General features: G+C 62.9%; 18 protein-coding genes. 10 read left to right on the top strand and 8 right to left on the bottom strand.

What is annotated here, in order from left to right; translation table 11 throughout:
* Positions 1-196 precede the first annotated feature (196 nt).
* On the bottom strand, positions 197-757 hold the full coding sequence (locus NKH04_RS17315; protein WP_353013385.1) for a DUF2165 family protein: 561 nt from the start codon (positions 755-757) through the stop codon (positions 197-199).
* On the opposite strand from NKH04_RS17315, the gene NKH04_RS17310 reads away from it, so the two are divergent.
* The 3 genes from NKH04_RS17310 to NKH04_RS17300 all read left to right on the top strand — a co-directional run bounded on the left by NKH04_RS17310 (position 747) and on the right by NKH04_RS17300 (position 2900).
* The gene (locus tag NKH04_RS17310) at positions 747-998 is read left to right on the top strand and encodes a hypothetical protein (RefSeq protein WP_352503367.1); all 252 of its coding nucleotides are present in this window, start codon (positions 747-749) and stop codon (positions 996-998) included. The two genes, NKH04_RS17315 and NKH04_RS17310, sit on opposite strands and share 11 nt — an antisense overlap.
* Positions 995-1900 carry an alpha/beta hydrolase gene (locus tag NKH04_RS17305; protein ID WP_352977788.1) on the top strand — a complete coding sequence of 302 codons (906 nt, stop codon included), beginning with the start codon at positions 995-997 and terminating at the stop codon, positions 1898-1900. The genes NKH04_RS17310 and NKH04_RS17305 overlap by 4 nt, the downstream gene beginning before the upstream one ends.
* 196 nt (positions 1901-2096) lie before the next feature.
* Positions 2097-2900, top strand: a complete 804-nt coding sequence (locus NKH04_RS17300; protein ID WP_352977790.1) for a MipA/OmpV family protein — start codon at positions 2097-2099, stop codon at positions 2898-2900.
* A 16-nt stretch (positions 2901-2916) separates the two neighbouring features.
* On the opposite strand, the gene NKH04_RS17295 is transcribed toward NKH04_RS17300, so the two are convergent.
* From NKH04_RS17295 to NKH04_RS17285, 3 genes are all read right to left on the bottom strand, one after another.
* Positions 2917-3351 carry an RES family NAD+ phosphorylase gene (locus NKH04_RS17295; RefSeq protein WP_352977792.1) on the bottom strand — a complete coding sequence of 145 codons (435 nt, stop codon included), beginning with the start codon at positions 3349-3351 and terminating at the stop codon, positions 2917-2919.
* Between the two features lie 2 nt (positions 3352-3353).
* The gene (locus NKH04_RS17290; protein ID WP_352977795.1) at positions 3354-3728 is read right to left on the bottom strand and encodes an Xre family toxin-antitoxin system antitoxin; all 375 of its coding nucleotides are present in this window, start codon (positions 3726-3728) and stop codon (positions 3354-3356) included.
* A gap of 85 nt (positions 3729-3813) precedes the next feature.
* On the bottom strand, positions 3814-3999 hold the full coding sequence (locus NKH04_RS17285; RefSeq protein WP_352474531.1) for a hypothetical protein: 186 nt from the start codon (positions 3997-3999) through the stop codon (positions 3814-3816).
* Positions 4000-4041: 42 nt separating this feature from the next.
* Here NKH04_RS17285 and ileS point away from each other — a divergent pair, with 42 nt between their 5' ends.
* The gene (gene ileS / locus NKH04_RS17280) at positions 4042-7032 is read left to right on the top strand and encodes an isoleucine--tRNA ligase (RefSeq protein WP_353044647.1); all 2991 of its coding nucleotides are present in this window, start codon (positions 4042-4044) and stop codon (positions 7030-7032) included.
* 195 nt (positions 7033-7227) lie between these two features.
* On the top strand, positions 7228-7908 hold the full coding sequence (locus tag NKH04_RS17275; RefSeq protein ID WP_352453465.1) for a hypothetical protein: 681 nt from the start codon (positions 7228-7230) through the stop codon (positions 7906-7908).
* A gap of 83 nt (positions 7909-7991) precedes the next feature.
* On the opposite strand, the gene NKH04_RS17270 is transcribed toward NKH04_RS17275, so the two are convergent.
* Positions 7992-8444 carry a nucleoside deaminase gene (locus NKH04_RS17270; RefSeq protein WP_352474534.1) on the bottom strand — a complete coding sequence of 151 codons (453 nt, stop codon included), beginning with the start codon at positions 8442-8444 and terminating at the stop codon, positions 7992-7994.
* A 76-nt stretch (positions 8445-8520) separates the two neighbouring features.
* On the opposite strand from NKH04_RS17270, the gene NKH04_RS17265 reads away from it, so the two are divergent.
* The 5 genes from NKH04_RS17265 to NKH04_RS17245 all read left to right on the top strand — a co-directional run bounded on the left by NKH04_RS17265 (position 8521) and on the right by NKH04_RS17245 (position 14855).
* On the top strand, positions 8521-10449 hold the full coding sequence (locus NKH04_RS17265) for a pseudouridine synthase (protein WP_353044646.1): 1929 nt from the start codon (positions 8521-8523) through the stop codon (positions 10447-10449).
* Entirely contained in the window at positions 10430-10984 is a 555-nt protein-coding gene (gene rsmD / locus NKH04_RS17260) for a 16S rRNA (guanine(966)-N(2))-methyltransferase RsmD (RefSeq protein WP_353044645.1), read from the top strand. The genes NKH04_RS17265 and rsmD overlap by 20 nt, the downstream gene beginning before the upstream one ends.
* A 97-nt stretch (positions 10985-11081) precedes the next feature.
* Positions 11082-12446 (top strand): M16 family metallopeptidase, encoded by a 1365-nt coding sequence (locus NKH04_RS17255; RefSeq protein ID WP_353044644.1) that lies wholly within the window; start codon positions 11082-11084, stop codon positions 12444-12446.
* 190 nt (positions 12447-12636) lie between these two features.
* Positions 12637-13995 (top strand): M16 family metallopeptidase, encoded by a 1359-nt coding sequence (locus tag NKH04_RS17250; protein WP_353044693.1) that lies wholly within the window; start codon positions 12637-12639, stop codon positions 13993-13995.
* Complete coding sequence (locus NKH04_RS17245) at positions 13992-14855, top strand: patatin-like phospholipase family protein (protein WP_352541582.1); 864 nt, start codon at positions 13992-13994, stop codon at positions 14853-14855. The genes NKH04_RS17250 and NKH04_RS17245 overlap by 4 nt, the downstream gene beginning before the upstream one ends.
* A gap of 171 nt (positions 14856-15026) precedes the next feature.
* Here the strand turns inward: NKH04_RS17245 and NKH04_RS17240 are convergent, their stop codons facing one another.
* From NKH04_RS17240 to NKH04_RS17230, 3 genes are all read right to left on the bottom strand, one after another.
* Positions 15027-15563: a dihydrofolate reductase family protein gene (locus tag NKH04_RS17240; protein ID WP_352746954.1), complete on the bottom strand. Its 537-nt coding sequence runs from the start codon at positions 15561-15563 to the stop codon at positions 15027-15029.
* Positions 15564-15777: 214 nt separating this feature from the next.
* Complete coding sequence (locus tag NKH04_RS17235) at positions 15778-17508, bottom strand: adenylate/guanylate cyclase domain-containing protein (RefSeq protein ID WP_353044643.1); 1731 nt, start codon at positions 17506-17508, stop codon at positions 15778-15780.
* A gap of 106 nt (positions 17509-17614) precedes the next feature.
* The gene (locus NKH04_RS17230; RefSeq protein ID WP_353044642.1) at positions 17615-18019 is read right to left on the bottom strand and encodes a hypothetical protein; all 405 of its coding nucleotides are present in this window, start codon (positions 18017-18019) and stop codon (positions 17615-17617) included.
* Positions 18020-18126: the final 107 nt, after the last annotated feature.

Raw genomic sequence — 18126 nt, 5'->3', positions numbered from 1 at the left:
GAGCAGCCGCTGCGAGTTTATTTCCGTGAAACGTGGGCTTGCGCCCTCAGGCCAAACCGTGGCCACGCCGAGGTTTAGTTGGAGAATAGCTCCTGTCCGCAAAGCGGCCGCAACGTCGAGCTTTGATACCGAGCCAGACCTCCAAACGCCGCGCAACGCCGGTCGCATCCGCATGTCACAACCTTGCGTCGAGGTCTCAGTAATCGCCGCCCTCGCGATGCAGGGTCGCGAGGATTAGCCCGAGCGCGTTGGGCAAGAAGTAGATTGTTCCGCCGAGCTGGTTCGAAAGCGGCATGGTCTTGGCTTCCCATGACAGGAAATAGTCGCCGGCGATCACCGTGAAGCCGATGCCCCACACCAGGATTGCGCACAGGCAGCCCAGCATCATCCATGCCTTGCCATGAGCGAAATCGGCGCTGCTGCCAACCACCTTGCGCAGCATAAGCACAAGCCCGATCAGTCCAAATATCCCCGCCAGGGTCTCGACGGCCATGATGCCGACGAGTGCCACAGGGGCAGCCCATGACATGGTGATGGCACGCCATTGCTGCCATGGGTTGCCGTAGGTGTTGGTCATTTCGATCATCGGCTTCACGGCATTCACCAGAGTGTCTTTGAAGTCGGTTGCATCGTTCAACAGACCGAGAAAACCCCACAGGGTGGGGAACAGCGCCATCACGATCAGCCCCAATCGTCCTACGCTGCGCGGATTGACAAGCCGCTCGGCAGTGGTTCCGGCATACGAATTGTCCGACATCGGAATTCCCCCTCTTTTGAACCTTGCACCGTCGAGCAATCGAAAATTGGCTCACACGGCAGCGCACCGCCAATATGGCACGGACGTCGGACGATTTCTCGCTGATGTTGATCGGACTGATCGCAAGATGATCGTGGCGCTGGTTCGTCGCTATATTTGCAAGCAGGCAATCGGTATCTTGTCGATGACGTTTGGCTGTTCGCCTTTCTCGGCGCTTGGCAAGACTGGGGAAGCAAAATGAGCGATGTGGACGAACACCTCGATCTGACAGAGATCAACGCCGTCCGCAGGCTGTTGACGTCAAAACCACGAACGGTCCGCTGGGACGAACGCCGGGCGCGGCTCGACGAAGTCGGTTCGGTCTGGCCGGTCGCGGAGGACATCCGATGCGAGCGCGTGGTTTTCGATGGCCTTGAGGGAGAGTGGTCCCTGGCGCCTGGGAGTGACAGGGATAAGGTTCTGCTCTTTTTCCACGGTGGTGGCTACTGCTCCGGCTCCCTTAAAAGTCATCGTCGAATGGTTACCGAGGCAGGTCGGGTAATGGGAATACGCACCCTCGCGATCGACTATCGCCGCGCACCGGAACATCCTTTCCCTGCGCAACATGAAGACGCACTCACCGCATGGCGCTTTCTGAGCCGGCAAGGCATCGCGTCGGACCGCATCGTGGTTGGCGGAGACAGTGCGGGCGGCAACCTCACTCTGTGCCTGGTCAGTATATTGCGCACGTCAGGCGAGCCGTTGCCGCAATGTCTTTGGCTGGTTTCGCCCTGGACGGACCTTTCGATGTCCGGCGCGACACTATCAACCAAGGACGCAATCGACCCTATCATCCACCGGGCGTATTTGGAGGAACTGGCAACGGCCTATGTTCCCAATGGCGTTGGTCGGCGCGATCCGCTGATCTCGCCCTTGTTCGCCGATCTGAGCGGATTTCCCCCAATGCTGATACAAGCCGGTTCGGCCGAGACGCTGTTGTCGGACGCAACTCGGCTCGCCGAAGCCGCTGGCGCGGCTGACGTTAAAGTAGGTCTCGAAATTTGGCCGCATATGATTCACGCTTGGCCGGTTTGGAATGCGGGGTTGAGCGCCGGTCGCCGTGCTCTTCACAGCGCAGGCATGTTTGTCCGCGAATGTTTGTAACCCCTGCCGAGGCAACTGCTATCGTATTCCAAACACTTGATCTGGAATCTTGGTGCGCCAAACAATCGACTGCAACGCGGAACAGGCCCCAACGCGGCCAATGTTGCGGATATTAAGTCAAATTTTACCGAACTGGCGCCATGGCTTCAGTCAAGGCTGGTTGTATCGGCCAATGCGTTCGACGTATGGAGTAACGATGCGGTCTGTCCCGACGATCTTGGCCGCATTCATGCTCGGCACCTGCGGCGTTGCCAAGGCCGGCGAGGGCACCTTCGGCTGGCTGTCCGGAGACTGGTACCTGACGGTCGGCGCCACCGGCATGGTTGCCCCGAATTTCGAGGGCGGCAAGAAGTACCTGCTCAGTGCCTCGCCGATCATCTCGCTCGGCAAGGCTGGCCCCGCGGCGCGCTTCACCTCGCGCAACGACAATATTTCATTGGCATTGATCGACGATGGCGGCGTCCGCGCCGGCCTGACAGGCAAGTTCCTGTTTTCCCGCGACGGTGGTGACGCCGACGAATTGAAGGGTCTCGACCCGGTGCGCTGGGGCGGCGAGGCCGGCGGCTTCTTCGAATTCTATCCTTTGGATTGGCTGCGTGCCCGCGCCGAAATGCGGCACGGCATTCGCGCCCATAACGGTTTTGTCGCCGACATCGCCGCCGACGCCTTTTACGATGTGACGCCCGACGTCAGGATTTCGGCCGGACCGCGCGTTTCGTTCGCCTCATCGGACTATTTCGACACCTATTACGGCGTTGATGCCAAGGAGTCCCTGGCCTCGGGACTTAGCGAATATCATCCCGGCGGCTGGGTGAAGTCGGCGGGCCTGGGCGGCGCAGTGACCTGGAAGGTGACCGAGCCGATGACGGCCAGTCTGTTCGGCGAATATTCCCGCCTGATGGGCCCGGCCGCCGATTCCAGCCTGGTCAAGGAGCGCGGCTCCAGGGATCAGTTCATGATCGGCGTGTCGACGACCTATCGCTTCGATTTCTCGATGTGAGCGGGCGGGCGTCGGCTCATTTGATCAAACGGCTGTCGAACGGATAATGGTATAGGCCCGCAATCGTAATGCGTGACGCATCGTCATGGGTCGGGTTGAGCAGATAGTTGTTTGCCTTGTGCATTATGATCGAAGGAATTTTCATGAGCGCGTAACGATTGGCGGAGAGAAAGTCCGTGCCCTGTCGCCGTGTTGATTCCATGTCCTTGTCCCAGCCGTCATGGATAACCGGTTCGATCATTTCTATTCCGTCCGGAACGTCGATTTCGATAAGCTGGTAGGTTTCCGGAACGGTTTCGCGCGTCGCATGCACCAGTATCTCCAGCAGTGCCGTCGAAGGGTGGTCGGTGCAATAGACGATGGGCATTCCGCGCCTGTTCCATCTTCCATCAACGAGCGTTCCGCCACGACCCGAGAGATCCGCGAAATTGGAGATGCGCCAGATGCGCATCGTCAGGCAAGCATGCCAAAGTCGATACGGATAAGCTCTTCGGAAACGACGTGGGCGCCGGTCTCTGTCTCAAGGAGATCGATCGGCCTTGCACCATCCAATGTTATGATCTCGCTTCTCAGCCAACGCTGGGCTTTCTCATGGCTACCGAATACCCGATCCGCCTGCTCGGCGATGCGTTCAAGGCGCAGGGCGCGGTCGGATTCAGCTGGCGAAAGCGGCTCGGCATGTTCCTTGCGACGCGCCAGCGTGCGGCGGGGGGCAACGATACGATAGAGTTCTTCGCTACTGAAACCCAGACTGCGCAGATGATCGATCTTGTCCGTAGGGACGGAAAAGTCGTGTGTTGCGCGAATTGCCCTTGCTGCGACCGACATGAATTGTTTCCTTGGCGCTGCAGGCCATTCTGCTTGCCATTTGCCTACAAGTGTATGCGCAATTGGCACCTAACGCAAGGAAGCATCAGAGTTCGGGCTTTTCAATATCGCCTGTCTCGGTTAAAAGCCCAGCCATGACGAGCTTTTCGCGCCTTCTCGCGCCTGCGATACGAATTACAGGCCCGGTGCTCCGGGCGGCCTGACCGCCGCCGGAGCCGCCGGGAATCTTGCGCGCGGCCTCTCGCGCTTTTTCCAGATCATGATAGTTCAACGCCCGGGCTCTTTTGCCGCCGGCAACGCATATGGCAGACGAATGACTGATACCGAGACCGCCGAGACGATCGATTATTCCAAAACGCTCTACCTGCCGCAGACGGATTTCCCGATGCGCGCCGGGTTGCCGGAAAAGGAACCGCTGCTGGTCAAGCGCTGGCAGGACATGGACCTTTACCGCAAGTTGCGCGAAGACGCAGTCGGCCGCGAAAAATACGTGCTGCACGACGGCCCGCCCTACGCCAATGGCAACATCCATATCGGCCACGCGCTGAACAAGATCCTCAAGGACGTCATCACCCGCTCGTTCCAGATGCGCGGCAATGACTCGAACTATGTACCAGGCTGGGATTGCCACGGCCTGCCGATCGAATGGAAGATCGAGGAGCAGTACCGCGCCAAGGGCAAGAACAAGGACGAGGTGCCGGTCAACGAGTTCCGGCAGGAATGCCGTGAGTTTGCGGCGCACTGGATCAAGGTGCAGGGTTCCGAATTCCAGCGGCTCGGCGTCGTCGGCGACTTCGACAATCCCTATACGACGATGGCTTTCCATGCCGAGGCGCGGATCGCCGGCGAGCTGCTGAAATTCGCCATGTCCGGCCAGCTCTATCGCGGCTCCAAGCCGGTGATGTGGAGCGTGGTCGAGCGCACCGCGCTGGCCGAGGCGGAGGTCGAATACCAGGACTATGAGTCGGACACGATCTGGGCGAAGTTTCCGGTCGTCAGCCTCGCTCGCCAGGTCATCAACATCGAGGATGGGCAGCCAGCCCTGGACCCCAAGCTGACGCAGACGTCGCTAGATCTGCTTGATGCCAACGTCGTCATCTGGACGACGACGCCGTGGACGATCCCCGGCAACCGCGCCGTCAACTACTCGCCGCGCATCAACTATGGTCTCTACGAGGTTACGGCGGCCGAGAACGCCTTTGGTCCTCAGCCCGGCGAAAAGCTGATCTTTGCCGAGAAGCTTGCGGACGACGCTGCCGCGAAGGCCAAGGTCACTCTGAATCGGCTTCGCAGCGTTGGCGCCGAAGAGATTGAAAACCTTACGCTTGCCCATCCCCTCAAAGCTCTGGGTGGCGGCTACGATTTCCCCGTGCCGATGCTCGCCGGCGATCACGTCACCGACGATGCCGGCACCGGTTTCGTCCACACCGCGCCGGGACATGGCCGCGAAGACTTCGACGCCTGGATGGATGCTGCCTCTGATCTTCGCCAGCGTGGCATCGACACCGCGATCCCCTTCACCGTCGACGATGCCGGCTTCTTCACCAAGGACGCGCCGGGCTTCGGCCCGGACCGCGAGGGTGGAGCGGCGCGCGTCATCGACGACAATGGCAAGAAGGGCAACGCCAACCAGGCTGTCATCGACGAGCTGATCAAGCGCAACGCGCTGTTCGCGCGCGGCCGCCTGAAGCACTCCTATCCGCATTCCTGGCGCTCGAAGAAGCCGATCATCTTCCGCAACACGCCGCAATGGTTCGTCTATATGGACAAGGAGCTCGGCGACGGCACGACGCTGCGCAGCCGCGCCCTGAAAGCCATCGACGATACCCGCTTCGTGCCCGCCGCCGGCCAGAACCGCATCCGCGCCATGATCGAGGAGCGCCCCGACTGGGTGCTGTCGCGCCAGCGCGCCTGGGGCGTGCCGATCGCCGTCTTTGCCGATGCCGACGGCAATGTGCTGCGCGACGAGGCAGTCAACCGGCGCATCATGGACGCCTTCGAGAAAGAAGGCGCCGATGCCTGGTTCGCCGCCGGCGCCAAGGAGCGGTTCCTCGGCAATCACGATGCTTCGAAATGGCAGCAGGTCATGGACATCCTCGATGTCTGGTTCGATTCAGGCTCGACGCATGCCTTCACGCTTGAGGACCGGCCCGACCTGAAATGGCCGGCCGACGTCTATCTGGAAGGCTCCGATCAGCATCGCGGCTGGTTCCACTCCTCGCTGCTCGAAAGCTGCGGCACCAGGGGCAGGGCGCCCTACGACACCGTCGTCACCCATGGCTTCACCATGGATGAGGAGGGGCGGAAAATGTCGAAGTCGCTCGGCAACACCGTCGTGCCGCAGGACGTCATCAGGCAGTCCGGCGCCGACATCTTGCGGCTGTGGGTGGTGACGACCGATTATTGGGAAGACCAGCGGCTCGGCAAGAACGTGCTGCAGACCAATATCGACGCCTACCGCAAGCTGCGCAACACCATCCGCTGGATGCTGGGCACGCTCGCCCACGACGATGGCGAGGAGGTGCCGCTGGATAAGATGCCTGAACTGGAGCGGCTGATGCTGCACCGGCTCGCTGAACTCGATGAGGTCGTACGCTCGGGCTACGACGCGTTCGAATTCAAGCGCATCACCCGCGCGCTGCTCGACTTCATGGTGGTAGAGCTGTCGGCCTTCTATTTCGACATCCGCAAGGACGCGCTTTACTGCGAAGCGCCTTCCAGCGTGAAGCGCAAGGCTTCCGTGCAGGTGGTGCGCCATCTCTTCGACTGCCTGGTGAAATGGCTGGCGCCGATGCTGCCCTTCACCATGGAAGAGGCTTGGCTCGACCGTCATCCGGATGCGGTCTCCGTGCATCTCGACCAGTTCCCGGAAATCCCGGCGGACTGGAGGAACGAAGCGCTGGCGGAGAAGTGGCGCAAGGTTCGGCAGGTTCGCCGTGTCGTCACCGGGGCGCTGGAAATTGCCCGCGCGCAGAAGGTCATCGGCTCTTCGCTGGAAGCGGTGCCGGTCGTTACCCTCGACGATGCCGTGCTCGAAGCGGCGATCGCCGATGTCGATATGGCCGAGATGGCGATCACCAGCGATCTGGTAATCGTGCACGGCAAGGCGTCGGCGGGCAGCTTTACCCTCGACGACGTCAAGGGCGTCGCCGTGGTCGTCGAGAAGGCGGAGGACCGTGGCCTGGTGAAGTGCGCGCGCTCCTGGCGCTACACCGCCGATGTCGGCTCAGATCCGGAATTCCCGGATGTTTCGGCCCGTGACGCCGCTGTTCTGCATGAGCTGAAGGCTTTGAGCCGTCTTTAAGGCGGTGCACAAATGCCACGGCGGGCGGCCGATCGGCCCCCGCGCGTTGCCCTTAACGAGTGGTTGAGGTAAACACGCGAAACTCCGGACGACAAATTGTCGCCGGAATTCCGTCGGAAGAGCATAGGCGATGGGGACCGGACCTTTCTTTGGCCGGCGGCAATCGAGAGGCTGTCTACAGTGGGACTTTTTGGCATGACCGAGAGAACTTACGCGCGCGTTGCGCTGCTGGCGCCGCTTGTCGTATCGGGCCTCGCTTTGTCCGGCTGCATGGGCTCGCCCACTTACGGGACAGACAAGACCGCGGGCGCGCAGCTTGCCGGCGACCTCACCGGGGCTTTTTCCTTCGCACCCAAGCGCAAGGATAGTATCGACTACAAGCCGCGCCCCACACTGGTGAAGCCAGGGCCGGGGCAGAAGGAAGTCTTGCCGCCGCCGCAGGAAAGCATCGAGACGGCGAGTGCCGAATGGCCCGAATCGCCGGAGCAGCGCCGTGCCCGCCTGCGCGCCGATGCCACCCTGCATCAGGACGACCCGGCCTACCAGGCGCAGGTCATCGATGACGTGCAGACGGATCCGGCGTCGGTCAAGGCCGCGCTGAAGCTGTCGGGCTCGAGCCACCCGCCAGCCTGGACTCCCGCCGATTCGGACAAGAGCCGCGCCGCGGAAATCATGCGCCGCCGGGCTGAAGGCAAACAGGGCGACCCGACCACCCGCAGATATCTGAGCGAGCCACCGGTGCAATACCGCGCTGCCGCCGCCACCGCGCCGCAGGGTGACCTCGGCGAGGACGAGTACAAGAAGGAACGCCGCCTCAAGAGGGAGGCGGCTGCCAAGAGTAAGAGCGGCGGCATGTTCGACTGGCTGCCCTGGTAGGCTGACGGCGCCAGAGACGTTCTTGCCCTGGATTGGCTGGCTGGATTGGCTGACTTGGATGGACCGTCTGCCGGACCAGAAAATCAGGCTCCGCGTCGCTCGCGAAAAAAGTCCTTCAGCAATGCTGCTGCTGCGTTCTCGGCCATGCCCGGATAGATGTCGGGCACATGGTGGCAGGTCGGTGACGTGAAGAAGCGAACGCCGTTGACCACTGCGCCGCCCTTCTCGTCCGCAGCGCCGAAATAAAGCCGGCGCAGCCTGGCGAAGGAGATGGCGCCGGCACACATGGCGCACGGCTCCAGCGTCACATAGAGATCGTGGCCGCTGAGCCGCTCGCTGGAAAGCTTGCGGCAGGCCTCGCGGATCGCCAGCATCTCGGCATGGGCGGTGGGATCGGCAAACTCGCGGGTGCGGTTGCCGGCACTCGCAACGACCGTATCGCCGCCGACGACGACCGCGCCAACCGGCACCTCGCCACGCTGGGCGGCGGCTTCGGCTTCTTTAAGCGCCAGCGCCATGAAATCCTGCCGCTTCACGCGGTTTCCATTCCGATTATCTCCTCGCCACTAGAGCGCGATCCTGTTACTACCCGCGCAAACGAGCAAAGGCCACATGGACGACAAAAACAAGAAATTCCCGCGCAAGGCCGGCCCGAAGCCGGCAGGGTCGCGTGGTCGCGATAGCGCTCCCGGCAAGGGCGGCAAGCCGCCCTTCGGCGCCAAAAAACCCTACACTCCGCGCGGCGACCGGACGGCGGCCGCCGAAGGCGAACGGCCGAAGCGCGACTTCAAAGGCGGCGATCGGCCATTCAGCAAAGGGCCGCGTCCGGAAGGCAAGCCTTATGAACAGCGCGAGGGTCCACGCAAGCCTTATGCGCCGCGCGGCGACCGGCCGGCAGCTGCCGAAGGCGAGCGGCCGAAGCGCGACTTCAAAGGCGGCGACAGGCCGTTCAGCAAAGGGCCGCGTCCGGAGGGCACGCCTTATGAAAAGCGCGAAGGTCCGCGCAAGCCTTACACTCCGCGCGGCGACCGGCCGGCAGCTGCCGAAAGCGAGCGCGGCGAGAGGCGCTTCGACCGTCCCAAGCGTGATTTTGGCGATCGTCCCAAGCGTGATTTTGGCGGCGATCGACCGCAAGGGGCACAAAGGGCACAGGTGGCATCGGAAGGCGGCTTCAAGCCGCGCCCGCGTCGCGTCGAGGCAACGGAAGAAGCCGGCGAACGCATTGCCAAGCGGCTGGCGCGTGCCGGCCTGGCCTCGCGCCGCGACGCCGAGGAACTGATTGCGGCCGGCCGCGTCAAGGTCAATGGCAAGGTGTTGTCCTCGCCGGCCTTCAACGTCATGCCCGGCGACATCATCCATCTCGACGGCATGGAGATCCCGCCGATCGAGCGCACCAGGCTGTTCCTGTTCCACAAGCCGGCCGGCGTGGTCACGACAAACCGCGATCCCGAAGGCCGCAAGACCGTCTTCGATGTGCTGCCGCCCGGGCTGCCGCGGCTGATGACCATCGGCCGGCTCGACATCAACACCGAAGGCCTGCTGCTGCTCACCAATGATGGCGGCCTGTCGCGCGTGCTCGAACTGCCGGCGACCGGCTGGTTGCGACGCTACCGCGTGCGCGTCCACGGCAAGGTCGAGGAAAGCGCGCTTGCCGGCCTGCGCGAAGGCATTGCCGTCGACGGCGTCTTTTACGGCGCCATCGAAGCGACCCTCGACCGCGAGCAGGGTTCGAACGCCTGGCTGACACTCGGCCTGCGCGAAGGCAAGAACCGCGAGGTCAGGAACATCCTGGGCGCGCTCGGTCTCGACGTGACGCGGCTGATCCGCATTTCCTACGGGCCGTTCCAGCTCGACGATTTGCCGGAAGGCCATGTGCTGGAGATCAAGGGCCGCGTGCTGCGCGACCAGCTCGGCGAGCGCCTGGTCGAAGAGTCCGGCGCCAATTTCGATGCCGATATCGCCAAGCCGTTTTCCAACAAGCCGGTCAGGCGTGAGCGCGAGGAGGAGCCCGAGCGGCCGAAATTCACCCGCGACGGCGAACGCCGGCCGATCGGCGAGGGCGGCCTGATCAAGAACCGCAAGCGGCGCGAAGGCAGCCGCGACGAAGCGCTCGGCAAGCTGTCGACAAGCCCTGACAGGAGCTTTGGGCCAAAAAAGAGCTTTGGCGAGCGTGGCCCCAGACCTGAACGCAGCGACTTCGGGGACAAACCCCGTGGCGACAAGCCTCGTGGCGGCTTCGGTGGGAAAAAATCCGAACGCGAGCAGCGGCCGATCGAGCCGCCGGGCCAGCGCAAGGCCAATGTCTGGATGGCGCCGGGCGCACGGCCGATCGGCAAGGGCAGGGCGGAGGCAGACGCCGCCAAGGCGGCAGAAAACAAGGCGCGCAAGGCATCGTTCAAGCCGTCTTACGGCAAGCCCGACAGCAAGCCGCAAGGCGGCGGTGCAAAGCCGTTCGGCAAACCGCGCGGCGAGCGCCCGGATGGCGGTGGCGACCGGCCGCGCGGCGGCCCGAAGGGAAGCAATGCGGATCGTCGGCGGTGAGTTTCGCGGGCGTCCGCTGGCGACGCCCCGCACCTTTGCCATCCGCCCGACCACCGACCGCACGCGTGAGGCGGTCTTCAACGTGCTGGCGCATCGCTTTCCCGAAAAACTGGACGGCGCGCGCGTGCTCGACCTGTTCGCCGGCACCGGCGCGCTCGGCCTCGAAGCGCTTTCGCGCGGCGCCTCCTACGCTGTCTTCATCGAAGAATCCGCCGAAGGGCGCGGCCTGATCCGCACCAATGTCGAGGCCTTCGGCCTCACCGGCCGCACCAAGATATTCCGCCGCGACGCGACGGGCTTGGGCGAGGCAGGCACCATCACCGCATTCGGCCTTGTCTTCGCCGATCCGCCCTATGGCAAAGGCCTTGGCGAACGTGCGTTGCGCTCGGCCAAGGCCGGTGGTTGGCTCGCCCCTGGCGCGCTCTGCGTCGTCGAGGAAGCGGCGGCGGCGCCGTTCGAGGCAGGGCCGGGCTTTTCGGTTGTCGACGAGCGCAACTATGGCGAGACGGTCATCCGGTTCATCGAGGCCGCCTGAGTTCGGCTTCCACGGTGGCGCCTTCAAAATGACGAACAATTCGCTTTGCCTCGACCAGCAACCCCGCCTATCGTCCCACCACAAACCGGAGCCATCTATGACATTTCAGGCTGAATGGCTGCGCGGAACGCTCTTGGGACTGGCTCTGGTGATGGCCGCGCCGGCTCTGGCGGATAACAATCCTGACGACGGCGTAGTGACCGATTTCCTGCTCGACAACGGCATGGAGGTCGTCGTCGTCCCCGATCACCGCGCCCCCATCGTCACCCATATGGTCTGGTACAAGATCGGCAGCGCCGACGAGCCGCCGGGCAAGTCCGGCATTGCCCATTTCTTCGAGCATCTGATGTTCAAGGCGACCAGCAACCATGCGGCGGGCGAGCTCGACCGTGCCGTCGCCGCCATCGGCGGCTCGGACAACGCCTTCACCTCCTACGACTACACCGCCTTTCACGAGACGGTGGTGCCGCAGGCGCTCGGTGAGATGATGGGCTTCGAGGCCGACCGCATGCGCAATCTCATCCTCAACGACGATGTCATCAAAACCGAGCGCGACGTCATCCTCGAGGAGCGCCGCTCGCGCATCGATAGCAATCCGCAGGCAGTACTCGACGAGGAAATCGACGCCACGCTGTGGCAGAACCAGCCGTACCGCATTCCGGTCATCGGCTGGATGCAGGAGATGGAGAAGCTGAACCGCACCGACGCGATGGCCTTCTACAACAAATATTATACACCCAATAACGCCGTGCTGGTGGTGGCCGGCGATGTCGAACCGGAAACGGTCAAGGCGCTGGCCGAAAAGACCTATGGCAAGATCGCGCGCGGCCCGGATCTGCCGCCGCGCATCCGCCCGGTTGAGCCCGAGCAGAACACCAGGCGCACGGTGACGCTGACCGACGGGCGCGTCAGCGTGCCGAGCTTTACCACGCAATGGGTGGTCCCGTCCTATCACACGGCAAAGCCCGGCGAAGCCGAAGCGCTCGACGTGCTGTCCGAAATCCTCGGCGGCGGCAACCGCAGCCGGCTCTACCAGGAGCTTGTCGTCAGGCAAGGCATCGCCGCCGAAGCCGGCGCCTTCTTCCAGGGCACCATGCTCGACGACACCAATTTCACCGTCTATGGCGCGCCGCGCGGCGATGCCAAGCTTGCCGACATCGAGGCCGCGGTCAACGCCGAGATCGCCCGCATCGCGAAAGACGGCGTCACCAGCGACGAGCTGGAAAAATCCAAGGACCGTTTCGTACGTTCGATGATCTTTGCCCGCGACAAGCAGGAGGACATGGCCAACATCTACGGCTCGACGCTCGCCACAGGCGGTAACGTCCAGGACGTCCAGCAATGGCCGGACCGCATCCGCAAGGTCACCGCCGACCAGGTCAAGGAAGTCGCTGCCCGCTATCTCAATCTCGACCACGCAACGACCGGCTATCTTCTGCCGCAAACCCAGGCTGGGAATTGATTTGATGATGAGTTTGAGCGTCGGCGCCGCCCCTCACCCGCCTGCCGGCATCCTCTCCCCGTATAGGGACGGGGAGAGGGGCGCCGTCATCGACGGTTTCGCCAATCTTCAGCGTTTGCAGAGCGAGCGCCGGGACAGCGGCCAGCCCCTTCTCCCCGTCACTATACGGGGAGAAGTGCCCGGCAGGGCGATGAGGGGCGGCGCCGACCTTGGCAATTGGCGCGCCGGCCCTCTTCTGGCCACCCTCATTCTCTCCCTCGTCTTTCTCTTCCTGCCGGCGCTTTCCGCTCGCGCCGCCATGAACATCCAGGAGGTGACCTCGTCGAAGGGCATCACCGCCTGGCTGGTGGAGGATTATTCGGTGCCGATCGTCGCTATCCGCTTCGTTTTGGATGGCGGCGCGACGCAGGACCCGCCCGGCAAGGAAGGGCTTGCCAATCTGATGAGCGGCCTGTTCGACGAAGGTGCCGGCAACCTCGACAGCGAGGCCTTCCAGATCAAGCTCGACGACGTCGGTGCAGAGATGAGCTTCGAGGCGCAGCGCGACGGCATCTACGGCTCGATGCGCATGCTGGCCGACCAGCGCGACGGCGCCTTCGACCTGTTGCGGGTGGCGGTCAACCAGCCGCGCTTCGACCAGGTGCCGATCGACCGCATCCGCGCGCAGATCCTGTCCGGCATCATCGCCAACGAGCGCGATCCCGATACGCTCGCCCAACGCAAATGGCTGGAAGCAATCTACGGCAGGCATCCCTATTCGCGGCCCGACCAGGGCACCAGGCAAAGCATCGCGACGATCACGCCGGCCGATCTCGCCGCCTTCCACAAGGCGAATTTCGCCCGCGACGGCCTGCATGTCGCGGTGGTCGGCGCCATCGACGCCGAGACGCTGAAGCAGAAGCTCGAACTGGTGTTCGGCAGCCTGCCGGAAAAGCAGGCGCTTACGCCCGTTCCCGACATCGAGCTGAAGCTCGGCCAGCACCTCGAGGTCGTTTACGACCAGCCGCAGGCTTCGCTGCAACTCGCCTATCCCGGCGTGAAGCGGAATGCGCCGGATTTTTTCGCCGCGGTGCTGATGAACGAGATCCTCGGCGGCGGCACCTTCACCTCGCGGCTGTTCGACGAGGTGCGCGAGAAGCGCGGTCTGGCCTACAGCGTCAGCTCCGACCTCGTCGACCACCAGCATTCCGAGGCGCTGTCCATCACCACCTCGACCCGCGCCGACAGGGCGGCCGAGACGCTGGCCGTGGTGCGCGACGTGGTCAAGCGCATGGCCGAGGAGGGGCCGACCGAAGCCGAGCTGGCGGCGACCAAGAAATACATGATCGGCGCATATGCCATAAACAATCTGAATTCCTCCGGCGCGATCGCCTCAACGCTGGTCGAGATCCAGCTCGGCAAGCTCGGCATCGACTACATGCAGCGCCGCGCCGCCCTGATAAACGCGGTGACGCTGGACCAGGTGAAAGCGGTGGCGAAAAAGCTGCTCTCCGCCGAGCCGGCCGTCATGGTGGTCGGGCCGAAGCTCGGCGCGGCCAACAAGGGATGAGCCCTAGCTTCGGCATCGCCTTTGGCGGCGGCGGGGCGCGTGGGCTGGCGCATATCCATGTCATCGAGGCGCTGGACGAGCTGGGCATAAGGCCGGCGGCAATCGCCGGCTCGTCGATCGGCGCCATCATGGGCGCCGGCATGGCCTCGGGCATGACCGGCAAGGACATCCACGACTATACGCGCTCGATCCTCGGCCGCCGCGCCGAAGTGGCGACGCGCATGTGGCGGGCGCGGCCCGGCACTTTTGCCGAGGCAATGCAGGGCGGCCTACGGGTCAGCCAGTTCAATGTCGAGCGCATCCTCAAGGCGTTCCTGCCCGACGCCATTCCCGAGACCTTCGCCGAATTGAAGATACCGCTGAAGGTGACCGCAACGGACTTTTATGGCCACAAGCTCGCCGTGTTCGACGAAGGCGAGCTGCATTCGGCGCTGGCCGCCTCGGCGGCGATCCCGGCGGTGTTCCGCCCGGTGATGCGCGACGGCAGGCTGCTGATCGACGGCGGCATCTACAATCCCGTGCCGTTCGACCTGATCGAGCTCGACGCCGACATCATCATCGCCGTCGACGTGGTCGGCGCGCCGACCGAGGCCGGTCGCAAATTCCCGACCTCCGTCGACCTGATGTTCGGCGCCACGCAGCTGATGATGCAGTCGATCATCGCCAGCAAGCTGAACCAGAGCCGGCCCGACATTCTGATCAGGCCGGCCGTGTCGAAATACCGGGTGCTCGATTTCATGAAGGTCGAGGCGCTGATGGCCGAGACGGTGGCGATCAAGGACGAGCTGAAGCGCGAGATCGAGAAGGCACTGAAGGCGCGGGAAGACGCTGCGGTCGAGGGCAGGCAGCGGACGGTGTAGGGGCGCTGCCAATCTCCCCCCTTGAGGGGGAGATGTCGCCGAAGGCGACAGAGGGGGTCGTCTCGCGTAATGCGCCAACCCCCCACTGCCGCAAGAGAGGAGCCGAGCCCGGTCGAACCGCCCCCCTCTGCCCTGCCGGGCATCTCCCCCTCAAGGGGGGAGATTGGCTCATCACGACTTCCCAGCCGCATACTCCAGCGCCACCACGCCGTTGCTGAATTGCGTGGCCGAGATCAGCTCGAGCGGCAATTGCGCGCCGGGCGGGAACAGCAGCTTGCCCTGGCCGACGGCACCGGGATAGCTGAGCAGGCGGATGCGGTCGACCAGGCCATGGCGCAGCAATTCCTGCGCGACGCTGAGGCTGCCATGCACATAGATGTTGCCGCCGCTGCCTTGCTTCAGCCCTCTGACCGCTTCCGGCAAGGCGCCCTGCAGCAGCTCGGCCGGCTGCCAGTCGAGCGCCTGCAAGCTGGTCGAGGCGATATATTTCGGCAGCGCGTTGAACCGGTCGGCGAAATCTCCGGTCTCCTTGGGCCACGAGCCGGCAAAAATCTCATAGGTCGTGCGCCCCAACAGCATGGCGCCACTGTCGGCAAGCTCGTCGTCCTTGAATTTCTGCATCTCATCGTTCCAGGCCACGCTCGGCAGCTTCTCGACCTCGGCAATGCCATCGACGCTGATGAATTCGGTGACGATGAGTTTTCTCATAGCGGGTTCCTTTCTGGCAGGGCGGGCCTTATGCGAACTGCACCGTCAACTAGCGCGGCGCTTTTTCAGGGGGAGGGTTTTCCCTGTTCGCTTCCAAAGACCGATACCGTGGGAAAAGCTTCTCCGACCTGCCCGTCGTTCGGTCATGCCACAAGGTCCGCATCGGGAGCCGGCCTTATTTGCCGATTGGATCTGGGTCGTAGTCACCGGCTGGCTACAGGTTGGCAATACCGGCTTTCAGCAGTCCTTCGCGGACGTGCTGCACATCAGACTCCTGGGCAAAGTGCAGGGTGGCGATGAATGAATCGAGGTCGAATTGGGGATCGAGCGTTCTGATCTTGCCTAGATGCGCCGCGGCCGCGATTTCGTCGCCGAGCCAGCCGTAGCAGGCAGCGGCGAAAGCGTGCTGAGCCGCGTCCATGGTTGACAGATGCATGAAAGCTTCGATCGCCTCGCCATACTGGCGCGCGGCGAAATGCGCCTTTCCCAGATGGCTCCAGAACCTCTCCGGGTGGTGCGGGTTCAACTGCATTGCCTTGCGGATCCATTCAATTCCCTCTTCCGGCCTCCCCAGCCACGTCAATAACTCGCCTTGCTGCACCACCACGAGGTCGTAATTGGGATTGAGGGCCAGCGCCCGCTCTTGATGGTAGCGCGCAGTGGTCAGCTCATTGTTGTTCACGTTCACTGCCGCGAGAATGCGGTGGACATCGGCATCGTTGTTGTCCAGCGCCAGCGCCCTGTCCAGCGCCGCCATGATGTTGTTCCAGACGGCATCCCTGTCTTCGCACCAGTTATGGACCCAGGCCTGGCCAAGAATGCAGGCCCGCCAGGCATGGGCATGGGCATAATCGGGGTCGAGCGCGACGGCCCTTTCTATCAAGGTTCGCGCGCGTTCATTATCCGCAATCGTGCTTCGGTGATGCAGCACCTTGGCAGCAAGCACACATTCATACGCGGCCATGTTTGCAGGTTTCGCCCGCGCGAGCTGGTCCCGCTGAGCCGCCTCGACACGACCGGGCAGCGTGGCTGCGATCGCCGCGGTCACCTCATCCTGAATCGCGAATATGTCGTCCAGCTTCCGGTCATACTTGTCTGCCCAAATATGAGCGTCGTTCGCCGTGTCGATGAGCTGAACCGTCACGCGCACCCTGTCGCCGATCTTGCGGACGCTTCCCTCCACCAGGTATTGGACGGTGAGTTTCTCAGCCACCTCGCGCACATTCACGGCGCGGTTCTTGTAGACGAAGCTGGAATTCCGCGAGATGACGAACAGCTCATGGTGGCGGGACAGTTCGGTGATGATGTCCTCGGTCAGTCCGTCCGCGAAAAATTCCTGCTCGGGGTCGCCGCTCATGTTGGTGAATGGCAGCACCACTATCGAAGGTTTCGAGATGGATCGCTTTGCCTCGACTTCTGGCAGGACAGAACTGTCAAACCCAACGCGATAGAGGCGAACCGGGCGGCTGATGTTCTTTAACGTCTTCTCGCCCAGGTCCTCCATGGCAATTTCGAGACGGTCGGCAATTTGGGTCGCCACCGCTGCGGTCACGCAGATACCGCCGACGTCGGCGAGTTGCTCGATGCGCGAGGCAATATTGACGCCGTCGCCGAAAATATCCTCATCGTCGAAAATGATGTCGCCGAGATTTATGCCGATCCTGAATTCGATACGCCGTTCTTGCGGCACATCCGAATTGCGCCGTTTCATGCGCTGTTGGATTTCCACGGCGCATTTCACGGCATCGGTCACGCTCTGGAACTCAACGAGCATGCCGTCTCCGGTGGTTTTGATGATCCGGCCCTTGTTCTTCGCGATGGCGGGATCGACCAGTTCTATGCGATGGGTCCGAAGACGTGCGAGCGTGCCGGATTCGTCGGCCTCCATTAGCCGACTGTAGCCCGCCATATCGGCAGCCAGAATTGCGGCTAGTCTCTGTTCCATCGCTTGAACCAAAAACCAAGCCTATCCTTCCTAGGCTGCCAAATCCAGCAATTTGGGCTTGTGGCTGAATCAGGACGTCTTCTACGCAGCAGCAAGAAAGGGCGGATCAGAACTTTCCGCCAGGTGGCTGCGAACTCGCATCAATCGCGGGAGGGATCCGCGCGGCGTCAAGCTCGTCGAGGCGATATATTTCGGCAGCGCGTTGAATCGGTCGGCGAAGTCTCCGGTTTCCTTGGCCACGAGCCGGCAAAGATCTCATAGGTCGTGCGCCCCAAAGCATCGCGCCGCTGTCGGCAAGCTCGTCCTCCTTGAATTTTTGCGTCTCATCGTTCCAGGTCACGCCCGGCAGCTTCTCGACCTCGGCAATGCCATCGACGCTGATGAATTCGGTGACGATGAGTTTTGGCAGGGCGGGGTCCTTTCTGGCGGAAGGACGGATGGCGCTGGGCTGATGCGACCGCTCTGGGAAAAATGGCGCGGCGCTTGTGATTTTAGCCGATGGCAGACGCAAGCGTCAGCGGCAGCTTATGACCGATAGTGTTGAAGAAGTCGGCGATGAAGCCGTGGATCCACTCGCACCGAAGCGTCTTGATTAAGGTCGACGCGACCTCCTCGCCT

Source organism: Mesorhizobium sp. M1365, assembly GCF_040317865.1.
Lineage (GTDB): Bacteria > Pseudomonadota > Alphaproteobacteria > Rhizobiales > Rhizobiaceae > Mesorhizobium.
Note: the sequence above shows the minus strand (reverse complement) of the source record. Positions and strands in the feature narration are given on the sequence as shown.

Coding starts and splice junctions, on each gene's coding strand:
- NKH04_RS17315 (WP_353013385.1), bottom strand. CDS start 757: ATGTCGGACAATTCGTATGCCGGAACCACTGCCGAGCGGCTTGTCAAT.
- NKH04_RS17305 (WP_352977788.1), top strand. CDS start 995: ATGAGCGATGTGGACGAACACCTCGATCTGACAGAGATCAACGCCGTC.
- NKH04_RS17300 (WP_352977790.1), top strand. CDS start 2,097: ATGCGGTCTGTCCCGACGATCTTGGCCGCATTCATGCTCGGCACCTGC.
- NKH04_RS17295 (WP_352977792.1), bottom strand. CDS start 3,351: ATGCGCATCTGGCGCATCTCCAATTTCGCGGATCTCTCGGGTCGTGGC.
- NKH04_RS17290 (WP_352977795.1), bottom strand. CDS start 3,728: ATGTCGGTCGCAGCAAGGGCAATTCGCGCAACACACGACTTTTCCGTC.
- ileS (WP_353044647.1), top strand. CDS start 4,042: ATGACTGATACCGAGACCGCCGAGACGATCGATTATTCCAAAACGCTC.
- NKH04_RS17275 (WP_352453465.1), top strand. CDS start 7,228: ATGACCGAGAGAACTTACGCGCGCGTTGCGCTGCTGGCGCCGCTTGTC.
- NKH04_RS17265 (WP_353044646.1), top strand. CDS start 8,521: ATGGACGACAAAAACAAGAAATTCCCGCGCAAGGCCGGCCCGAAGCCG.
- rsmD (WP_353044645.1), top strand. CDS start 10,430: ATGCGGATCGTCGGCGGTGAGTTTCGCGGGCGTCCGCTGGCGACGCCC.
- NKH04_RS17255 (WP_353044644.1), top strand. CDS start 11,082: ATGACATTTCAGGCTGAATGGCTGCGCGGAACGCTCTTGGGACTGGCT.
- NKH04_RS17250 (WP_353044693.1), top strand. CDS start 12,637: ATGAGGGGCGGCGCCGACCTTGGCAATTGGCGCGCCGGCCCTCTTCTG.
- NKH04_RS17245 (WP_352541582.1), top strand. CDS start 13,992: ATGAGCCCTAGCTTCGGCATCGCCTTTGGCGGCGGCGGGGCGCGTGGG.
- NKH04_RS17240 (WP_352746954.1), bottom strand. CDS start 15,563: ATGAGAAAACTCATCGTCACCGAATTCATCAGCGTCGATGGCATTGCC.
- NKH04_RS17235 (WP_353044643.1), bottom strand. CDS start 17,508: ATGGAACAGAGACTAGCCGCAATTCTGGCTGCCGATATGGCGGGCTAC.